The sequence below is a fragment of the Streptomyces fractus genome, from assembly GCF_049844455.1.
GTDB classification, from domain to species: Bacteria; Actinomycetota; Actinomycetes; order Streptomycetales; family Streptomycetaceae; genus Streptomyces; species Streptomyces fractus.
The window spans coordinates 1901854-1921417 of sequence record NZ_JBMYHI010000002.1 but is presented as its reverse complement, the minus strand read 5'-3'; the positions used below and the strand labels follow the sequence as shown (position 1 = coordinate 1921417).

18 protein-coding genes and 1 pseudogene are annotated in these 19564 nt (G+C 70.1%); 9 read left to right on the top strand and 10 right to left on the bottom strand.

Going from position 1 to position 19564, the window contains the following annotated elements; translation table 11 throughout:
• Window positions 1-286: 286 nt before the first annotated feature.
• The 5 genes from ACP4E5_RS10700 to ACP4E5_RS10680 all read right to left on the bottom strand — a co-directional run bounded on the left by ACP4E5_RS10700 (window position 287) and on the right by ACP4E5_RS10680 (window position 5314).
• Window positions 287-1435, bottom strand: a complete 1149-nt coding sequence (locus tag ACP4E5_RS10700) for an adenosine deaminase family protein (protein WP_425827341.1) — start codon at window positions 1433-1435, stop codon at window positions 287-289.
• An 82-nt stretch (window positions 1436-1517) separates the two neighbouring features.
• Window positions 1518-2588 (bottom strand): ABC transporter substrate-binding protein, encoded by a 1071-nt coding sequence (locus ACP4E5_RS10695; protein ID WP_425827339.1) that lies wholly within the window; start codon window positions 2586-2588, stop codon window positions 1518-1520.
• Between the two features lie 79 nt (window positions 2589-2667).
• The gene (locus tag ACP4E5_RS10690; protein WP_425827336.1) at window positions 2668-3696 is read right to left on the bottom strand and encodes an ABC transporter ATP-binding protein; all 1029 of its coding nucleotides are present in this window, start codon (window positions 3694-3696) and stop codon (window positions 2668-2670) included.
• Window positions 3696-4487 (bottom strand): ABC transporter permease, encoded by a 792-nt coding sequence (locus tag ACP4E5_RS10685; protein WP_425827334.1) that lies wholly within the window; start codon window positions 4485-4487, stop codon window positions 3696-3698. Before ACP4E5_RS10685 ends, ACP4E5_RS10690 begins: the two co-directional genes overlap by 1 nt.
• A complete protein-coding gene (locus ACP4E5_RS10680; RefSeq protein ID WP_425827332.1) occupies window positions 4484-5314 on the bottom strand; it encodes an ABC transporter permease in 831 nt (276 codons plus the stop codon). Before ACP4E5_RS10680 ends, ACP4E5_RS10685 begins: the two co-directional genes overlap by 4 nt.
• A 268-nt stretch (window positions 5315-5582) precedes the next feature.
• Here ACP4E5_RS10680 and ACP4E5_RS10675 point away from each other — a divergent pair, with 268 nt between their 5' ends.
• The 4 genes and pseudogenes from ACP4E5_RS10675 (at window position 5583) to ACP4E5_RS10660 (ending at window position 9219) form a co-directional block, all read left to right on the top strand.
• Window positions 5583-6566 (top strand): LacI family DNA-binding transcriptional regulator, encoded by a 984-nt coding sequence (locus ACP4E5_RS10675; protein WP_425827330.1) that lies wholly within the window; start codon window positions 5583-5585, stop codon window positions 6564-6566.
• 57 nt (window positions 6567-6623) lie between these two features.
• Window positions 6624-6878, top strand: a pseudogene (locus ACP4E5_RS10670) (transposase family protein); the annotation flags it as partial.
• A gap of 962 nt (window positions 6879-7840) precedes the next feature.
• Window positions 7841-8473: a maleylpyruvate isomerase family mycothiol-dependent enzyme gene (locus ACP4E5_RS10665; RefSeq protein ID WP_425827329.1), complete on the top strand. Its 633-nt coding sequence runs from the start codon at window positions 7841-7843 to the stop codon at window positions 8471-8473.
• A gap of 491 nt (window positions 8474-8964) precedes the next feature.
• Window positions 8965-9219, top strand: coding sequence for a hypothetical protein (locus ACP4E5_RS10660; RefSeq protein ID WP_425827327.1), 255 nt, complete (start codon window positions 8965-8967; stop codon window positions 9217-9219).
• Between the two features lie 698 nt (window positions 9220-9917).
• Here ACP4E5_RS10660 and ACP4E5_RS10655 read toward each other — a convergent pair.
• Window positions 9918-10700: a COG4705 family protein gene (locus ACP4E5_RS10655; protein ID WP_425827325.1), complete on the bottom strand. Its 783-nt coding sequence runs from the start codon at window positions 10698-10700 to the stop codon at window positions 9918-9920.
• A 244-nt stretch (window positions 10701-10944) separates the two neighbouring features.
• Between ACP4E5_RS10655 and ACP4E5_RS10650 the strand changes: the two genes are divergently transcribed.
• Window positions 10945-11871 (top strand): LysR family transcriptional regulator, encoded by a 927-nt coding sequence (locus tag ACP4E5_RS10650; RefSeq protein ID WP_425827323.1) that lies wholly within the window; start codon window positions 10945-10947, stop codon window positions 11869-11871.
• Here ACP4E5_RS10650 and ACP4E5_RS10645 read toward each other — a convergent pair.
• The 4 genes from ACP4E5_RS10645 to ACP4E5_RS10630 all read right to left on the bottom strand — a co-directional run bounded on the left by ACP4E5_RS10645 (window position 11807) and on the right by ACP4E5_RS10630 (window position 15620).
• Window positions 11807-13228, bottom strand: a complete 1422-nt coding sequence (locus ACP4E5_RS10645) for an MFS transporter (protein ID WP_425827321.1) — start codon at window positions 13226-13228, stop codon at window positions 11807-11809. The genes ACP4E5_RS10650 and ACP4E5_RS10645 overlap by 65 nt on opposite strands.
• Before the next feature lie 37 nt (window positions 13229-13265).
• Window positions 13266-13718 (bottom strand): nuclear transport factor 2 family protein, encoded by a 453-nt coding sequence (locus ACP4E5_RS10640; protein ID WP_425827319.1) that lies wholly within the window; start codon window positions 13716-13718, stop codon window positions 13266-13268.
• Window positions 13719-13743: 25 nt separating this feature from the next.
• Window positions 13744-14649 (bottom strand): alpha/beta hydrolase, encoded by a 906-nt coding sequence (locus tag ACP4E5_RS10635; RefSeq protein WP_425827317.1) that lies wholly within the window; start codon window positions 14647-14649, stop codon window positions 13744-13746.
• Window positions 14650-14780: 131 nt separating this feature from the next.
• The gene (locus ACP4E5_RS10630) at window positions 14781-15620 is read right to left on the bottom strand and encodes a hypothetical protein (RefSeq protein ID WP_425827315.1); all 840 of its coding nucleotides are present in this window, start codon (window positions 15618-15620) and stop codon (window positions 14781-14783) included.
• Window positions 15621-15926: 306 nt separating this feature from the next.
• Between ACP4E5_RS10630 and tgmA the strand changes: the two genes are divergently transcribed.
• The 4 genes from tgmA to ACP4E5_RS10610 all read left to right on the top strand — a co-directional run bounded on the left by tgmA (window position 15927) and on the right by ACP4E5_RS10610 (window position 19551).
• On the top strand, window positions 15927-16118 hold the full coding sequence (gene tgmA, locus ACP4E5_RS10625; RefSeq protein ID WP_266715696.1) for a putative ATP-grasp-modified RiPP: 192 nt from the start codon (window positions 15927-15929) through the stop codon (window positions 16116-16118).
• Between the two features lie 14 nt (window positions 16119-16132).
• Complete coding sequence (gene tgmB, locus ACP4E5_RS10620; RefSeq protein WP_425827313.1) at window positions 16133-17155, top strand: ATP-grasp ribosomal peptide maturase; 1023 nt, start codon at window positions 16133-16135, stop codon at window positions 17153-17155.
• A 106-nt stretch (window positions 17156-17261) separates the two neighbouring features.
• Window positions 17262-18710: a carboxylesterase/lipase family protein gene (locus ACP4E5_RS10615; RefSeq protein ID WP_425827311.1), complete on the top strand. Its 1449-nt coding sequence runs from the start codon at window positions 17262-17264 to the stop codon at window positions 18708-18710.
• 40 nt (window positions 18711-18750) lie between these two features.
• On the top strand, window positions 18751-19551 hold the full coding sequence (locus ACP4E5_RS10610) for an LURP-one-related family protein (protein ID WP_425827309.1): 801 nt from the start codon (window positions 18751-18753) through the stop codon (window positions 19549-19551).
• The last annotated feature ends 13 nt before the right edge of the window (window positions 19552-19564 follow it).

Below are 19564 nucleotides of genomic sequence, written 5' to 3'. Positions count from 1 at the left end.
ACGGCCCGAGCCCGCGCAAGGATCGCAGCACGGGGGCGGTGCTCATGTCCGTCCGTCTATCGCCGCAGTGTGCGGCGAAGGACGGCGCGGTGAACTGTCCTCCACGAACTGGTGGTTCGGGGGAGGCACGGATTCGGGATCGGCGATGCCCCAAGACCCCCGGCGCCGGCTCCTACCGGCTCAGCAAGTGGAACAGGGTCGCTGAGCCCTCGTGGCGCAGGTTGTAGCAGCGCGCCGTCTCAAGACCGAAGGTGAACCGGCGCTCGTGGCTGGACAGTCGGGGAAACTATTGCCTGGCGTGGATCTCGGGTGGGTCCGTGGGCGAGGTTCTCGTCTGCGCGTCGAGTGCGTCGAACTCGGCGATGAACTGGTCCCGTAGGGCGGTCTTGTCGGTGTCGGGCAGCCAGCAGGCGTCGACGCCGGCGAGTGCCCGGGCGCGCAGCCTCGGCAGACTCATGCCCAGGTCGTCGGCGGCGATCCGGTATTCGTCGGTGAGTGTGGTCGGGAACAGGCCCGGGTCGTCGTCGGCGAGGATCACGTTCAGTCCGGCGTCGACCATCGCCGCGATCGATGCCCGGCGCCAGGGGCGCCAGGACCGGCGTGAGGTGGTGAAGGCGACGACGAACGGCACCCGTTGGTCGCGGCAGCGGGCCACGACGTCGTCGTCCTCGAGTACGTAGTAGCCGTGATCGATGCGGTCGCAGCCGAGCAGGTCCAGGCAGGTGGTGGTGTTGGCTGCCACCGGGGCGTGTTCGGAGGCGTGCGCGGTGCGGTGCAGGCCTGCTTGTCCTGCGAGTTGGAAGGCATCCTTGAAGCGCTCCGGGGGGCCGGCTGTCTCCAAGTTGTCCAGGCCGATTCCGGCGACGTATTCGTGTGGGTGGTCCACGACCTCGCGTACCCATGCCAGGGCCTGTTCGGCGGTGGTGCTGCGGTCGACGGCGGCGATGAGGCGGCCGCTCATGCCGAAGTCGCGTTCGGCGAGCCGGATGCCCTCGGCGTACGCCTCGACCGCGCCCCGGTAGCCGAGCGAGCTCAGGTGTGAGGGCACCCGGTCGAAGGACACCTCCAGGTGCCGTACGGAGCTGGTGTGGTGGGCCGCCTCGAAGGCCTCGTAGGCGATGCGGGTCAGGTCGTCGGCGTCGCGCAGGGCCTCGACGACCCACTTCGACACCTGGAACAGGGGGTAGGACACTTCGGGTTCGTCGGCGGCGCGTCCACGGGGTACGGGGATGCGGGTGTTCTCGTAGAGTTTCGGGTCCGGCGGCAGGGAGTTGACGTCGCGGAAGATGGTCTCGGGGGCCGCGGGCAGGTCGAGCCCGCTTCGCCGGGCCAGGTCGGCGAAGGTCTTGGCCCGTACGGTGCCGATCAGGTGGCAGTGCAGGTCGGTCTTCGGCATCTGGCGCAGATAGCGGTCGCGTTCGATGAGCGTGGTCATGGTGTCCAAGCGCGGGTCAGGTGGAGGATGGGGGCTGCGGGGGTGCGGCCGGGCCGTCGGCTTTCCGGCCTGCGGCCGACGGTTACTTGGCGCTGACTTCGCGGGTGAACCGCTGGACCCACGCATCGCGGTGCTTCACGATCGGGCGGGGGTCCAGAGTGCGGAAGCCTGCGCCGACCGGGTCGGTCGCGGCTTTCCCGGCGACCTTGCCGAGTACCGAGGGGACCGTGGCGTGCGGGTTCACGGGCAGGTCGCCGATGACGTCCGCTGCCCGGGTCTGCGCCTTGGTGGACAGGTAGTAGTCGATGAAGGCGTTCGCGGCCTTCTGGTTCTGGGCGTCCTTGGGAATCATCAAACGGTTGGTCGCCATGTACTTGCCCTTGGCGGGTGGCACCCAGCTCACCGGTGCACCGGACTTGATGAGCGGGGTGGCGAACGCGCTGATCGCCGGGGCGGCGACGATCTCGCCCTGGGTGAGCAGGTTGGTCACCTCGGTCGAGGACGAGTAGAACTGCAGGGTGTGCGGGGCCCAGGCGCCGAGCTTCTTGTACGCGGTGTCGATGTCGTCGGGGCCGCTGCCGTACGTCGCGCCGATTCCGGAGGCAGTGAGCTGTCCCGAGGTGACCGAGATGTCGGGCAGGGCGGTCTTCTTGGCGTACTTCGTGTCCGCGTACACGGACCAGTCGGCGGCGGTCTTGGCGTCGAGCTTGTCGGTCCGGTAAAGGGTGCCGTTGAGCTGGTAGGTGTACGCGGGGCCGTCGTAGGCCTTGTCGACGGCGAAGCCGCGGAGCTTGGCCATGTTCGGCACGTTCTTGGCGCTGACCTTCTGGAAGAGGCCCTTCGACTGGCCCAGCGCGGCGTAGTAGTCGGACAGGACCATGACGTCCACGTCCGACTGGCCGCCGGCCTGTTCCAGGCGGGTCAGGCGGGTGGAGTTGGTGCCCGTGTCGAGTTCGACCTTGTAGCCCGTCTTCTTCTCGAAGGGCTGGATGACGGACTTCTTCAGCTCCTGCGATCCGAAGGGGAAGGTGCTGACGACGAGGGTCTTGCTGTCTTTCTTGCTGCCGGTGGCGGAGCAGCCGGCCATGGTCATGCACAGCGCGGTGGCGACGACGGCCACCGTGGCGCGACGGCGCCGAGGGACGGTACGCACGAAGGGATCCTTCCGAAGGGGCGAGGGGCGAGGGGCGAGGGGTGACGCCGAGCGGGAAAGAGGGGGGGCGGACGCCGGTTCAGCCGGCCAGGTCGACCACGTGTTCCGGCCGGGCGGACACTGTGACCTCGTCGCCCGGGCGCCAGTCGGCCCGGTCGTGGTTCGCGCGCACGGTCGCGATGAGGGTGACGTCGTCCTCACCGCCGCGCGCGGACACGGTGACGTGCCGGTCCACGCCGCGGTAGGCGATGTTGGTGACCGTGGCGGGCAGCGTCAGCCGGGCGCCGTCCGGTGCGGGCCCCTGAAGGACCTCCAGGTGCTCCGGGCGCACGGTAAGGACGGCGTCGCCGTCGGCGTCCACCGGACCGCCCGCCGCGCGGGCCGGGACGAAGTTCTCGTAGCCCAGGAACTCGGCGACGAAGCGGTTGGCGGGCCGCGGAAAGACGTCGGCTGGTGCGCCGCTCTGCATGACGTGCCCGGAACGCATCAGGACCATCACGTCGGACATCTCCAGCGCCTCGTCCTGGTCGTGGGTCACCAGGACCACGGTCAGGCCGGTTTCGGCCTGGATCCGGCGGATCTCGGCGCGCATCTGCACCCGCAGCCGCGCGTCCAGGTTCGACAACGGCTCGTCGAGCAGCAGCAGGGAGGGACGGATGGCCACGGCGCGGGCGAGCGCCACCCGCTGCTGCTGGCCGCCCGAGAGCTTGCGGGGTCGCTGCGCGGCGAGATGGCCGAGGCCCACGAGGTCCAGCGCCTCGGCCACCCGGCGTTGGCGCTCGTCAGCCGGGACCTTGCGGAGCTTCAGCCCGTAGCCGACGTTGTCCGCCACGCTCATGTGCGGGAAGAGGGCGTACGACTGGAAGACCATGCCGAGGTTGCGCTTGTCCGGCGTCAGCCGGGTGGCGTCCTTCCCTGCGATGCGGATGGTGCCCGTGGTGGGCATGGTGTAGCCGGCGAGCATCCGCAGGGTGGTCGTCTTGCCGCAGCCGCTCGGCCCGAGCAGCGTGGTGATCTTCCCTTCCGGGATGTCCAGGGTGAGCGACCCGACGGCGGTGAAGTCCCCGAAAGTCCGCGTGACGTCGATGAATTGGGCGGCGGCGGTCATCAGTTGATCCCCCCGAAGATCTTGGTGAAGCCGACGGTGCGTTCGGCGACGACGGCGACGACGATGGTGGCGGCCAGCACGAGTGTGGACATGGCGGCGATGAGTGGGTCGTAGGACTGCTGTACGTAGTCGAGCATCGTGACCGGAAGCGTCCCGGAGTCCCGGCTCTGGAGCAGCAAAGACAGCGGCACGTTGTTGAACGAGGTGATGAAGCCGAGCAGCCCCGCCGACATCACGCCGGGCCTCAGCAGCGGCAGCGTGACCGTGCGAAACGCCCGCCACGGACTGGCACCCAGCCCGCGCGCCGCCTCCTCAAGAGCGGGGTCCGCCAGGTTGAGGGCGGCTCCCGTGACACGCACCGCGTAGGGCATCAGCAAAACGGCGTGCCCGATCAGGAGGGCGACGAACGCGGTCTGCCCGAGCCCGATCATCAGCTGCTGGTACAGGGCGAGACCGATGACCAGTTCCGGGACCACCAGAGGGGACAGGAACAGCCCTTGCAGCAGGGATCGACCGGGTATCACCCCGCGCTGCAGGCCGAGGGCGACCGGGACACCGAGGGCCAGGGCCAGCGCGGTGGCGGCGCAGGCCAACAGGAGGCTGGTGACAAGCGCGCTGGTGAACGGCTGATAGGCGGCCGCCTTGCCGAACCAGTGGAGCGAGAACCCCTCGGGTGGGAACGTCAGGGTGCTGCTGGAGGTGAACGCGCTCGCCACGACGAACAGGATCGGCACCAGCATGATCACGTAGCCGAGGACGGCGAGCGCGGCGGCTATCGGACGTGCCTTCATGACACCCGTCCCTTCGCCCGTGCCACAGCCGATCCGAGCCCGGAGACGGCGAAGACGAGCACAGTCATCACGAGCGCCGTCGCGGAGGCCGCGGCCCAGTCGACGGTGACGTTGGCGTAGACGAACAGCTGAGTGGCGAGCAGCTGCTGCGACGACCCGCCCAGGAGATAGGGCGTGGTGTACGCGGTGATGCTCCCTGCGAACACCAGGGTGGCGGCGACGGCGATGCCCGGCAGCGACAGCGGGACCATCACGGTCCACAGCGTGCGCAGCCGGCCGGCGCCAAGACCTCGGGCGGCGTCGTCGAGTCCCCGGTCCACCTGGGCGACGGCCGAGTAGCAGGAGACGATGGCGAGCGGCAGGAAGAGCTGGACCAGGCCGAGCACGACGGCCAGCGGCGTGTACAGCAACTGCGGGGCCTGCTGCGCCAGTCCGAGGCCGGTGATGAGGCGGCCCAGCACGCCGTGGGTACCGAGAATCACCAGCCAGCCGAAGGTGCGCACGACATTGCTCAGCAGCAGCGGGAACACCGCCAGGGCCAGCCACACGCCCGCCCAGCGGGAGGTCGAGCGAACCAGCAGCGTGGCGATGGGGAACGCGATCACGACGCACAGGACGGTCACGATCAGCCCGAAGGCCAGCGTGCGCCAGATGACCTGGAGGTCGTAGCCGTCGGTGAGCATCTGCGCCAGACGGCGGAACACTTCGGGCGGACTGACCCCCGGTGGCGCGAAGAGCATCGCGACGGACGGCACCGCGAAGCCGAGCACCATCAGGAGCAGCCCGGGCAGCAGCAACAGCACGCCTGCTCGGGGCCTGTGGAACATAAGTGGAGTTCGATTCCTTTGACGGAGAGTGAGGGATACCCTCATGACAACCGGTTGCGGCAACCGGTTGCAGGCAACGTAGGCGACGAAGGGTCACCGTTGCTAGCCCGGAGGTGACGTTGATGTAAAAACTGTTACCTCAGGGGCCGCAGGCGTTCCGCGGGGATCGCGGACCGTGGACGGGCCGGTGGTGACCTTTCGCGGACGAGCTCCGGCCAGTTCCGGAGAACAGACGAGCTCCGGCCAGTTCCGGAGAACAGGAGTAGCGGTGAAACCCACAGGGGGCGCGAGCCCGGTGCCGACGCTCGGCGACGTGGCACGGCGCGCCGGAGTGGCCAAGTCGACGGCGTCACGCGCCCTGAGCCGGCCGCACCTCGTCGCCCAGGCGACCATCGACCGGGTCCATGACGCGGCTCAGGCGCTGGGCTTCGAACCCAGCTGGGTGGCGCGGGCGTTGGCACACGGTCGCACCGGCCTCATCGCGCTCGTGGTGCCCGACCTGGAGAACGGCTTCTTCACTCCGATCATCAACGGCGCGCAGGCCCGCGCGGCCGAGGCGGGTGTCCAACTCACGGTGGTGGTCCAACAGGCCGACGACCACGAAGCGTTCGCCCGGCTGGCCCGGCAGGTCGACGGATTCCTCGTCACCGCCCCGCGCGGCGGTGACGAGGACCTGCGGACCGTGGCCCGGCTCGCCCCCACGCTCCTCATCGACCGAGAGGTCCCCGGCCTGCCGTCCGTATCCGCCGATACCGCCCGCGCCTTCGGCCGGGTCATCGACCACCTCGCCCAGGCCGGCCACCGGCACATTGCGTACCTCGGCGGCCCGCACGGCTCCTGGCAGAGCCTGCGCCGCCACGAGGCGGTCCGTGAGGCTGCGGTCGGGCGCAGCGAACTGACCGTGCTCGGTCCGGTGCCGGCCACCTTCACCGCCGGAGTACACAGCGCGGAGTCCGTGCTCGGCAGCGGGGTCACCGCGGTGGTCCCCTACGCCACCTCGGTCGGGCTGGGGCTGCTGACGGCACTTGAGCGCCGAGGCGTACGAGTGCCGGACGACATGCTGATCAGCGCGGAACGCTCCGTTCTCGACGCACTCGGCATGAGCGGGGTGCCCTCGATCGACGTCGACGGCGAAGAACTCGGCAGGGTGGCGGCAGGGCAACTGGTGGAACAGATAGAAGGACGCGGGAGCGCCGACGGGATGGTAGCCGTGACACGCCTCGAGGTCGCGGTGCAGTTGCCCCGGGGGTGACATACCGGCCGTGGCCGGGCGGCGGGTCGAGTCGACCGCTACGCCTCCGGCAGGAGCAAGCAGAACGCGATTAAGGTCCTGGTGATCACTGATACCCAGGGGCAGTTGTTGTTCGGAGGCGCCCTGCGGCCTGGTAGTTGCCCCGACACCAGGCAGGCCTGCAACGCAGGGCTTGTGGAACTGCTCGACCAACGCCGTGACCTGCAGATCCTGGCCGATGCCGGTTACCAGGCGCTGGGCGCTCAGACCGGCCGGGGGCCCCGGAGTGTTCCCTGTTTGTCCGGTTTGATCATGTGGTGCCGTGCAGAGTGAGGATGGCGGCGGGGTCGGTGTGGGCGCGGCGTGCGCTGGCGGTGTTGATCCAGCTGACCGCGCGCAGGGCGCTGCGGACGGTGTCTCCCAGGGGGCCACTATTGCGGGGGAGTTGCGGGTTCGGATCTTGCGGGCGTCCTCGCCGAAGACGACGTCCCTGATCCAGTGGACGGAGTTCTCGATCTTCCAGTGATCACGGGCCCCCGCGTCGGCGATTTGCTCCAGTAGGGGCTGGAACTCGGGAATCTCGTTGGTCCTGGCCCCGACCTCGCGGGCCGCCGCTGTCAGTGTGTCGTGGTGGCGCACGGCGGACCGCAGGTAGGCCTGGCTGCCACCGGGGCGCTTGGTTCCGCGCAAGCACTTGCCGTCCGCGTCGAAGCGTCGGCGGCGCTGACGTGGGGCGGTTGCGGGGCCGCGGCGCGGTGAGCGCGGCCCCGCTCGCGTTCGGGCAGCCTGTGGGGCGTCAGCGCGCTCGGCTCGTCTGCGGTGTTCCGCGCCAGGGCGGCCAGGCGCTGGTCGCCGGCTCGAGTGAGTTCGCCAGGATCGACGTCGGCATGGGCGTCACGCAGTTCTCTGGGGGCGGCGTCTGGCCCATTCGCAGATCGTCACAAGGGAGTCGTGGCCCGGCGTGCTCGGTGGCGCACACCGCGTGGATCACGCCGGTCCGTCACCTCGGCCGGGACACAAAGAAGTCCCATGGGTACTGCGGATTCCGCGGGTGTGGAGGGCGCGGTCAGGCAAGGCGCGCACAGGGTTTGCCAAGGGCATGGGAGAGGATGGAGCGACGTGCACGGCGTCCTTGCTGGTCTTGAGTGTGAAGAGCTCGATGATCTCCAAGTACCCCGCACATGCCGGGTCCGGTCGACACTTCGATGAGCCGGACCGCAGTGGAGCGGGAGCGGGAGCTGGAGGGCACTCGAGCCGCGCCGATCAGCAGCTGAGGAAGGACAGAAGGGACAGCCATGGGTGAGTCCGAGCTTTGGGCGATGGTGCATGAGGAGAGAGCGGCGCTGGCGGAGGACCTGGCGGGGCTGAACCAAACGCAGTGGGATACGGGATCGCTGTGCACTGAATTCACGGTCCGCGAGGTCGTCGCGCATCTGACGTCAGGGGCGAGCCTGGGGCCTGTGCGCTGGATGGCGGGCGTGATCCGGTGCCGCTTCGATTTCGACGCCATGGTCGCCTACCGGCTCGCTGAGCAGCTCGGCGCTGACCACGGCGAGACGCTCGAGCGGTTTCGCTGCTCGGTCACCAGCAAGACCAAGGCACCGATTCCTGTCGTCGCGGCGCTGGGCGAGGTGATCGTGCACGGTGAGGATATCCGGCGACCGTTGCGGATCCAGCGCAACTACCCGATCGCGACGCTGATGTACGTCGCCCAGTACCTCCAACGCTCCAACATGACGGTGCCGAGCAAGCGACGGACGCGAGGGTTGCGTCTGTCTGCGACCGACGGTCCGTTTTCCGCAGGCTCGCAGGACGGTGCGCCTGTCAGGGGCAGTACGCTCGCCTTGATCATGGCGATGGCGGGACGGTCGGCCTATGGTGCAGAGTTGGCAGGCGACGGAGCGGGGACCATCGCGGGGTCAGCCTGAGGAACGCTCCTGCTGGTCATGCTGCGCGCGAGCTCCTTTCGATGACGGACGAGTCCTGGCCCGCCGATACGCGTGCCCACGGTGGTATGCAGCCCCATACCCTCCACATCGGCCGCCACCTTGGACCCAGTCTCCTGGGTGGCACAGCATCACATGATGCAACCGGACAACCAGGGAACGCTCCGGGGCCCTGCCAGGCCGGCGGCCAGGTGATGACGCCGCCGCACCGCCAGTTCAAGAGCATGCTCTGCTGACGCGGAAGCGCCCCCGCGCCGGGGCGAATTCGAGGGGGCGTCGAGCATCTGTCCAAAAACTACTCGCCACCACACGTCAGTGATCACGTGTTGCGAGACAGTGCGCTGCAACGGACCGACCAGACCGGGAACGGCGTTGACGAACTCGGACATCGTGTCGCTGCGTTGGCCAGTGTCACCGCGCTCGGGGTTGCTGTATACGAGGCTCTACGTCGGTGAGTAGATGGGGCATTGCTGGTGTCCGAGCCGTTTGTCCGCCTGGACACCAGCAATACACGCGGTGCCGAATTACCGGTCGAGCGCGTACATGCAGCTCTTGAAGACCTGGTCAGCCGGCATCCCGAAGTTCAGACCGGCCTGCACGCAACGTCGGTAGTCATCGCCATCGGACGGCTTCGAGGCGACGTGACCGGTTGCCGCGTGAGCCTGGGCGATCGCAGGCGAAGCGATGGAGAGAGCGGCTGCGGCCACGGCAAGGCCGGCAGCACGTAGAACGTGACGACGCATTCGGATGCTCCTTTCAGCGGGGGAATTGCTCACCACTTCGCAATGAAGTGGGAGCGGTCCCATCAACCCTTCATCAGTTCCCGCCCGCTGTCTCGTCAGGGAATTCATCCGAGGGACCCTGCCCTGGGGTACGAAGTCGCCAACTGAAGTAGCTCCACTCGCCTTCGGGCGGGAGGAGCGCTTCGTCATGCCCGGCTATCCGTCGAGAAACTCGGCGTCATGGGCTTGGGCGATGACGCCGATTCGGTGCGCCAAGTCGATGTCGGCGTGGTGTCGGCCAAGCTGTGCTGCAACCGTGCCGTTAGCAGTGGTGCAGGCCGGGAATAGTGCCCCCACACCTGCGGGGACGGTCCGGGGAACGTGTCGTCCGTCCGCGGGGCGGTGACGTGCTCCCCGCCCCGCGGGTAAGCCGTACGGGCCGCCCCGGAATCGCTAGGTTCGCCAAGCCTGGCGTCGAGTAGGACGAAACCTCTGCAGTCTTGCCTTGCCGCACCTGCAACCTCGACCCGGCAGGAGAATGTGTCCTGGCGCTGTCCGCGCGCCCGTTTCAGAGAACCAGTCGTACCACTCGACAGCATTGCCGACGGAGGCGGCCATCAGCTGTCGAACGGGGTGCCGGGGCGGCGCCGAGGTCCTGATCGTCTCTGCCATGATCCTGACGGTGGGTCAGAGCCCTTGTGCGGTCAGGCCACGTCCTTTCGCGTGGCCGCAACATAGCCGACGAAACCGAGGATGGCGATCAGCCAGTACAGGCTGACGGGGCCGGTGCCCAGGCCCAGGCCGCCGTGGGCGGTCGAGGTCGCCATCCAGTCCGCGACCGACGCGCCGAGCGGCCGCGTCACGATGTAGGCGAACCAGAACGCGGGAATGGCGCCCAGGCCGAGCTTCCAGTGGCCGAGAGCCGGCACGGCCATCGCGACGGCGAAAAGGACGATCGAACCGACGTAGCCGAGCCCCAGAGTTCCGGCCGTCATATCTCCGGCCGCGGTGCCGAGCGCGAAAGTCGCAAGAACGGTCGCCCAATAGAATCCCTCGCGGCGACGCGTGCGAATGCTGTGAATGGACAGCGTTTTCTCGGACGCGTACCAGAGGCAGAGAATTGCGGCCAGGATGACCAGGAATGCGGGGGCCGACTCGACGTAGGGGACGCCGAGGCCGACGTGCAGCACGTCGGCCGCCATGGTGCCGAAGACGCTCACCATCACGATCGTGGTCCAGTAGATCCAGGCGACGTAGCGGCGGACCGTGAACTGTACGACGATCATGACCAGGAGGGCCGCGCCCGCGAGGCAGACGGCGATCATCGGGTCGAGTATGTGGGCCAGATAATCCGAGAGTGTTTCGCCCATTCCGGTGGTCAGCAATTTGATGATCCAGAAGTAGACCGTCACTTCCGGAACCTTGCTCAGCGCATTTCGTGCAGGGGCCGATATCGGCAGGTCCTGCTGCAGTTGGCCTGTCGTCATGGTCGGTAGGATGGCATGGCGAGTTCGATTCTCGCCAATCAGGATTCGGGTGCCTGAGGAGGGTAAGAATTCAGTGTGAATTCAGGCGGTCAATGTGCGGGAAAATTCCATTTCGGCGCGGTTGACCGTCGTGGTACGGGGCGTGCGGCGGGCGTGATCGTCCGGGTTCGGCAAAGCGGCTGGACAGGCGCGCTCGCGTGCGCATTTACTCGGCGGCGGGACCGTTGACGGGTGGGTGGGGGCAGTGGAGCGGTATGAGATCGAGACGTTTCTGGCCCTGGCCGAGGAGTTGCACTTCACACGCACCGCCGAGCGTCTCCTCGTGTCGCCCGGCCGGGTCAGCCAGACCATCAAGCAGCTGGAACGCCGCATCGGCGGTGCGCTGTTCGACCGCGGCAACCGTCGAGTGGTGCTCACCCCGGTCGGCGAGCAGCTGCACGCCGAACTGCGCCCCGCCTACGAGCAGTTGCAGCAGGCCGTCGCCAACGCCTCGGCGGCCTGCCGGGGGATCGGCGGTGTGCTGCGTGTCGGGTTCACCGCTCCGTGGTCCGGGGCACTCCTCGTCGAGGCCGCGGACGCCTTCTCCGCCCTCCATCCCCGGTGTGGCGTGGAACTGCGGGGGGTGACGTACAACATCGCCGTCGCGGCGCTTCGGGACGAGGAAGTCGACCTGCTGGTCGCCGAGTTGCCCGTCGAGGATCCCGGTATCACGGTGGGGCCGCTGCTGTTCTCCGAGCGGCGCGCCCTGGTGGTGCCCGTCGCGCACGCGTTGGCGGCACGGGACACGGTGTCACTGGAGGACCTCGCCGCCCTGCCGCTGGTCACGGCGACAGGCGTGTCCCGGGCCTGGAGTGAGGCATTCTTCCCTCGCCGTACTCCCGCGGGGCGACGCATCGAGCACGGGCCGAGCGCGGTCGACTGGGAGGGGGTGCTCTCACTGGTCGGCGCGGGCCGCGGGGCCACGGTCGCCACCGTCAGGGCGGGGGAGTACTTCGGCCGACCCGAGCTGGTGTTCGTCCCGTTCGACGGCGCGCCGCCCGTCGAGTACGTGCTGATGTGGCGGGGTGCGGGGGACTCGGCCGTACTCCGGGCGTTCGTCGGCGCGGTCACCGCCGCGGCGACGCTGCCGCGGCTCGGTGATGCGGCAGCGTCAGCGTCGCCGCGGCGGTGACGGCGAGACCGGCCGCCGCGACCAGCATGCTCCACCGCATACCCGCCGCGAAGGCGCCCGCCCCCGCGAGCAGCGCGCCGAAGACCGCCACCGCGATCGCCCCGCCGATCTGGCGGCCCGTGTTGAGGACGGCGGAGGCGGTGCCGGCCCGGTCGGCGGGGACGGCGTCGAGGAGCATCGCGGTCAGGGCCGGGACGGCGAGCGCGCCGCCGAGGCCCACCGGCACCATGAGCGCCGCCACCGTCCACACACCGGTGTGCGGGCCGACGGTGAGGAGCGCCAACAGGCCCGCGGTTCCGGTCAGTTGGCCCGCCAGGATGGGGACGCGTGGTCCGAACCGCGCGGCGAGGCGCGCCGAGGCGAGGTTCACCACCGCGACCAGGGCCGTCATCGGAATGAACAGGACACCCGTGTGCAGGGCCGACTGCCCGCGCTGCTCCTGGAAGTAGAGGCTGAAGACGAACACCCCTCCGTAGTAGGCGGCGTTGAGCATGAAACCGACCAGCAGGGACACCGCCACCACCCGTGAGCGGAACAGCGGCAGGGGCAGCATGGGGTGGGCGCCCCTGGCCTGCGCGAGCAGGAAGACCGCGGCCGCCGCCACGGCCACGAGCAGCGACGCCACGACGAGCGGCCGGCCGAAGCCCTGGTCGCCGCCCTCGATCACCCCGAACGTCAGTGAGCCCATCGCGGCGACCGCCGTGATCTGCCCGACCGGGTCGAGGCGGGCGGGCCGCCGCGGGGAGGCCGGGACCCGGGTCAGCAGAGCCAGCGCCAACAGGGCCGCGGGCAGGTTGACGTAGAAGATCCACCGCCAGCCGACGGTCGCGGTGAGCGCCCCGCCGAGGACCGGTCCCGCCGCCACCGCGATGGCGCCGCCCACGGTCCAGACGGCGATCGCCCGGGCCCGCCTCGCCTGGTCGGGGAAGCCCTGGCGGACCAGGGCGAGCGAGGCGGGCATCATGACGGCCGCGGCGCCGCCCTGCACCAGGCGTGCCACGACCAGCACGCCGAGGTTCGGCGCGAGGCCGCAGGCGGCGGAGGCCAGGGCGAACAGGACGAGGCCGCCGCCGTACGCACGGCGCGCGCCGATGCGGTCGGAGAGGGCGCCCGCGGAGAGCATCAGCGCGGCGAAGAGCAGCGCGTATCCGTCGACCACCCACTGCAGGCCGGAGATGCCGCCGCCGAGGCTGCGGCCGATGTCGGGCAGGGCCACGGTGACGATCAGCGCGTCCAGCGAGATGAGGAAGAAGCCGAGCAGGGCGGCGCCGAGGACGACGCGGGAGCCGCCGGCCGGTGTCACCGGGGGAGCGGCTGCGGCCTCGGAAGCGGCAGCGGACGTGGGCGTGGGTTTCACCAGGGCACTCCTGAGGCGGGTTCGGTCGAGGCGCGTGTCAGCCGGCGGCCTGTGCGGAGAGGTCCTTGTTGCCGTCGCCCCACGTCGCCGTCATCACCACGGAGTTGATCAGCCAGCGGGCGCCGGCGCGGGTCAGTTCCCAGCGGTAGTCGCCGCCGAGCGTCCACAGCGGGGACCCGTGCGGGGTGGCGAGCCGATGGGTGGCCTGGAAGGAGGCCGTGCACACGGCGCGGTCGCCGTCCACCTGGACCAGCTGGTTGGCGATCAGGTGCTGGGTGGCGTCGTACCCGCCGAGCGTCGCCGACCAGGCGTCGACGATCTGGTCGGGGGTGAGCTGGACGGGTTCGCCGCCGCCCAGGCTCGTGTAGTCGAGGAGCACCTTGTCGGCGAACAGGCCGCGCAGCAGCCCCCATTCGCGGCGGTCCGCGTGCACGGCCATCCTGGTGCAGGTCTCGGCGATCGCGAGCTTGGTCTCGGACAGGTCGGACATGTCTTGCTCCTTGGGCTCGGAGGCGTCAGAGGGTGCGGGCGAAGTGCTCGGCGGTCGCGTCGGCGGCGAAGTCGACCTGGGGCGCCTGGTCGTAGAAGTCGAACTGGGTGCCCTCGGTCCACAGGAAGTCCCCCGGGCCCGCGAGCTGTTCGTGGAAGCGGCGCGCACCGTCCGGGATGGCGGCGTCCTCGCTGTGTACGAGCAATGTCGGAACGGTCACCCGCGGGGCGAGCGCGACGGCGTCCAGGTCCAGCCACTCGGTCCAGGCCATGACGGCGAACCGGTTGGGCCACCGCTCGATCCCGCCGCGCTCCGGGTTCAGGTAGAAGTCGATGTCGAACGGCATGGCCGCGTCCGGGTCGCTGCCGCTCACCACGGGCACGTAGGCGACCTCGCCACGCTCCTCGTACGCGCGCCGGGCCCCGGCGGCCGCCGCCTTCTTCGCCGCGATGCCCTCCGGACCGCCGTAGTTCTCCTCGCAGATGCGCCGGTCGTGGAGCCACGGTGCCACCAGGGCGAGCGAGCGGGCCCTGGGGTCCCCGGCGGCGAAGGCGCTCGCGTACATCGCGCCCGCGCAGACTCCGAGGACGCCCAACGGCCCCTCGGCCACGGCCGGGTGGCCGCTCAGGAAGTCGGCCGCCGCGCGCAGGTCCTGGACCTTCAGTGCGGCGGACTCGACGTCGCGGGGCTCACCGGAGGACGCCCCGTATCCGGTGAAGTCGAAGGAGAGGGCCGCGAAGCCGCGGCGGGCGAGTTCCTCGGCGTAGCGGTCGGCCATCTGCTCCTTGACGCTGGTCCAGGTGCCGGCGACCAGGACGCCGGGTGGTGGCGCGGCGTCGCCGTCGCCGGTGGACGGAGCGTCGGGCAGAAAGAGGTGTCCTGCGAGCTTGGCCGAATCGCGGGTGAAGCCGACCTGTTCGCGGCGGGGCATGGCGGGGCTCCTCGGGTGTCGGGGCGGGGAGGCGGTGGCCTCCTGCCCCGACACGCTGGCAGCCTCCGCCGGACGCCAACAATGATCGATCCCTAAAGGCACGTTGAGCGTGGCTAACGATGCCCCGCGGATCACCCGCGCGCGTAGGCGATCACGGCCGTCGTCACCAGGCACGGGGCCGGTGGGACCATCTCGACGCGGAGGGTCTTCCGTGTCGTGTCGTAGTCGATGCCCTCGGACTCGAACGTGCCCTTGCAGACGCTGCGTTGGGGAATGGCGAAGGCGGTGGTCACGTGGGCGGTGACCGGGGCGCCGTCGAGGGGGCGGTCGAGGGCGATGTCGAGGACCTCCTTGGTCGCCGCGTCGGACGAGCAGAGGAGATGGGTGGCGTCGGTGAAGTCGCAGCCCTGGATGTTCGTGACCGGTTTGTCGAGCGATATCCGGCCGGATTGCGGGAGATCGGAACCGGGTCCGGGCGCGGAGGGGTTCAGGACCGGCGTGGGGAAGACCTGGAGGGTGTCCCCCGTGCCCCATTCGCCGGACACCAGCCACTGACCGTCGGGCGAGACGGAGGCGAACGAGTTGTTGAGCAGTTCGCCCGGGTCCAGGGCGTGTTCGTAGGTGGTGCGCTTGCCCGACGGGGACGTCGCCGCGAACATCTTCGACGTCGCCGAGTCGCCGCCCTGGTACGCGTCGAAGGTGTAGCCCTGCGCCACGTCCGGGTCGCCCACGTGCGTCCAGCCCGCGACGCGCAGGGACAGCGGGATCGAGCCGAGGCCCCGGTACAGGAGCGTCCCGTCGGCGCGGGACGCCAGACCCTGGCTGCCCGTCAGCGAGTTCACGTGCGAGGTGCCGGTCTCGGTCCAGGTGGGGGCGGCCGACGCCGTGGTCGCGCCGAGCGTCAGAGCGCCCAGGGCGGTGGCGAGGGTCAGCGCGGAGCGTCTTTTGTGCCGTTTCTTGTGCCGGGTCATGGGATCACCCTGCCCCACGACCGGTGCGCGCAGGGGATGTTCGGACAGGGTGGCGGATTGTCGCCGTACGGCCGCGCCCAGAGATGTAAAGGGTTGTAAAGGCGCCGTATAGGTGGAGTGGCCGCAAAGCCCCTGCAATGCCCGGTCATTACCTGCCTGACGTTGCGTCATCACGCTGCGTGGCGGAATGAACTCCTCCTGGGTGTGACGCGTCTTACCCAAAACGAGACCGAGAAATTCGCTGGAGGTGTGACGTCGGAGAGTCACCATGCGCTTGACTTGGCGAACCCCCAACTAGGAGAGCTCATGCGACCGTTCGCACTGAACTATGCCCGCCCCACGCGAGAGGCAGAGGTCAGAGCGCCGTATATGTACGACGCGACACTGCAGTTGAACGTGCTGGCCGACGGCGCAGTGGCGGCACGTGACTACGCAGTGTTGCGGGAGTTCGCGGCCACCACCTCCACCGCGGGCTCGAAAACCCATTTCGACGACTGAACGGCCCTGCGGAAATGACCGTGCTGATCCTGACGAGTGAACAGGATGTGACGGCCGACATGGCCGTCGTCGAATTGAACGCCAATGGAATCCCCGTCCTGCGCCTCGACCCCGCCGAACTCCCGGGCGGCGTCGGTGTGTCGGGCGAGTTCGCGCACGGCGCGTTCCACGGCCATCTCTCGGTCGGTGGGCGGGTCGTCAGCATGAGCGGCCTGCGCTCGATCTGGGTGCGCCGCCCCGGCGTGCCCGCCGCCCGCGCGGAAGCCGCGTCGTCCTGGCTCACCGAGGAGGCCTCGCAGTCCCTGTACGGGATGCTGCGGTGCACCGAGGCGCGCTGGATGAACCACCCCGACTCCGCCCGCCAGGCCCGCTACAAGCCGTGGCAGTTATGGCTGGCGCGCGCCTGCGGCCTCCCCGTGCCCGCCACGCTGATCACCACCTTCCCGCGCGCCGCCCGTGAGTTCGCCGAGCGGTACCCCGACCTGATCGTGAAGCCGGTCTCCGGGAAGCACCCCGACGAGGCCGGGCTCGCCGTGCCGACCACGCGCGTGCGCCCGGGCGAGGACTACCAGGACGTCGCGAACGGGCCGACGTTGTTGCAGCGCCGGGTGCGCAGGGCCGCGGACATCCGCCTGACCTGCGTGGGCGACCGGCTGTTCGCGGCACGCGCGTCGAGCTCGCCGGAGGCCGAGGAGGCGCCGCACAGCGACGAGGCGACCGTGGACGACGTCCGCTTCGACGCCGCCGCGGGCCCCTGGCGCCCGATACCCGTGCCCCGGCGCGTCGCGGACGCGGTGCGGGCCTATCTGACCCGCGCCCAACTGGCGTACGGGGCATTCGACTTCGCCGAGGACGCCGACGGCATCTGGTGGTTCCTTGAGTGCAACCAGTCCGGCCAGTTCGGCTTCATCGAGATCGAGACGGGGCAGCCCATCGGCCGCGCCGTCGCCCAGTGGCTCGCGGGCGGCCCCTTCGGGCCCGTCACCGCGGCCGGCGAGGACGGCCGCTGCGCCCTCGGCGGCGCGGGGTGTGGCTGACACGACCCCGCAGTGATCTTTACGGGGCGGTGGCCTGGGGGTACGACAGGAGTGGCCGACCGCCCACCGGGCCGGCCGCCCGCCAGCGCCGAGGGAGCCGCACCGTATGACCGACGCCACCGCAGTCACCAGGCAGGGAACCGTGCGCGGCCGCATCGAGGACGGGATCGCCGCCTTCCTCGGAGTGCCGTACGCCGCCGCCCCGTTCGGCCCGCGCCGCTTCGCCGCGCCCGAACCCGCCGAACCGTGGACCGGGGAACGCGACGCCACCGAGTACGGGCCGACCGCGCCCAAGGCCCCGTACGCCCCGCCGTTCGACGCGCTGATCCCGGAGACCAGCCAGGACGGCGAGGACTGCCTCAACCTGAACATCTGGACCCCGGAGCCGGGCCCGGGCGCCGGCCTCCCCGTCATGGTGTGGCTGCACGGCGGGTCCTTCTCCAACGGCTCCGCGAACTCCTCCGGCTACCGCGGCGACGCCTTCGCCCGCGACGGAGTCGTCTTCGTCGGCGTCAACTACCGCCTCGGCGTGGACGGGTTCCTGCACCTGCCGGGGGCGCCCGACAACCGGGGACTGCTCGACATGATCGCCGCGCTGGAATGGGTGCGCGACAACATCGCGGCGTTCGGCGGGGACCCGGACCGGGTGACCGTGTTCGGAGAGTCGGCGGGCGGCGTGGCGATCGGCCGGCTGCTCGTCGAGCCGCGCGCCCGCGGCCTGTTCCGGCGCGCCATCCTGCAGAGCGGGGCCTGCCACCACTTCGTGCGGCCCGACACCGCGCGCCGCATCGGGGAGCGGCTGGCGGAGCGGCTCGGGGTGGCGCACACCGCGGAGGCCTTCGCGGCGGTGCCGCTGCCGGAGCTGGTGGCGGCGCAGGGCGCGTTGTCGGACGAGTTCCGGCGGCGGCCCGACCCGGCGGTCTGGGGCGACGCGGCGCTGAACGGGATGGTCTTCGAGCCGGTCGCGGACGAGCGCACGCTGCCGGGTCCCGACCTGGGCGTGGACATCCTCGTCGGCAGCAACCGGGAGGAGAACCGGCTCTACATGGTGCCGACCGGGCGCTTCACCACCATCAGCGAGGAGCGGCTCAAGCGGGGCGCCGAGGCCTTCGGCGCCGACCTCGCGGGGTACCGGGCGAGCCGGCCGGACGCGAGCCCCGGCGAACTTCTCGACGCCGTCGTCACCGACTGGTTCTGGCGGATCCCCGCGGTGCGGCTCGCCGAGTCCGTGCCCGGCTCGCACGTCTACGAGTTCGCCTGGCGGTCCTCGCAGTTCGGCGGCGAGCTCGGCGCCTGCCACGCCCTGGAGCTCGGCTTCGTCTTCGACCGCGTCGACGACCCGGACTACGCGGCGCTCGCGGGCAAGGACGCCCCGGCGGACCTGGCGCGCGCGATGCACGGCGCGTGGGTCGCGTTCGCCGCGTCCGGGGACCCGGGCTGGGCCGCGTACGACCCGGAGGGGAAGAGGTCGACCATGGTGTTCGACACGGGCGCCTGCCGCGTCGAGGACGACCCGCGGGCGGCGGAACGGGGGCTGTGGGAGGGGGTGCGCTGAGGCTGGAAGCGCCGGTGGGGCGGCGCGGTACTGTGCGTGGGTGACGACGCATTCGAACATCCCCGCAGGCTGGTACCCGGACCCGCAGGGAACGCCCCAGTCCCTGCGGTGGTGGGACGGCGCCCAGTGGACCGAGCACACGCACGCCGCCCCGGCACAGGCCCAGCCACAGGCCCCGGCGCAGGCAGCGGGCCAGGTGCCGCAGCAGCAGGCTCCCGCGCAGCAGCACGCGCAGGGCGGCGGCACGCTGTTCACCGAGCCGGTCCTCGTGGTGAACCAGAAGGCCAAGCTGATCGAGCTGACGAACGAGTACAGCGTCATGGATCAGCACGGCAACCAGCTGGGCTCCGTCGTCCAGGTCGGCCAGAGCGCCATGAAGAAGGCGCTGCGCTTCGTCGCCAGCGTCGACCAGTACATGACGCATCGGCTGGAGATCCGCGACGCGTACGGGCAGCCGCACCTGGTGCTCACGCGGCCGGCCAAGTTCATCAAGTCGAAGGTGCTCGTGGAGCGCCCCGACGGCTCGCCGGTCGGCGAGATCGTCCAGCAGAACGCCATCGGGAAGATCAACTTCGCGATGACCGCGAACGGGCAGCAGGTCGGTGCGATCAAGGCGGAGAACTGGCGGGCCTGGAACTTCGCGATCGTCGACCACGCGAACCACGAGGTCGCACGGATCACGAAGACGTGGGAGGGGCTCGCCAAGACGATGTTCACGACCGCGGACAACTATGTGCTGCAGGTGCACTATCAGTTGCCGGAACCGTTGCTGAGCCTGGTCGTGGCGACGGCGCTCACGGTGGACACGGCGTTGAAGCAGGACTCCCGCGGGTTGGGGTGACCGGTCCGCGTTG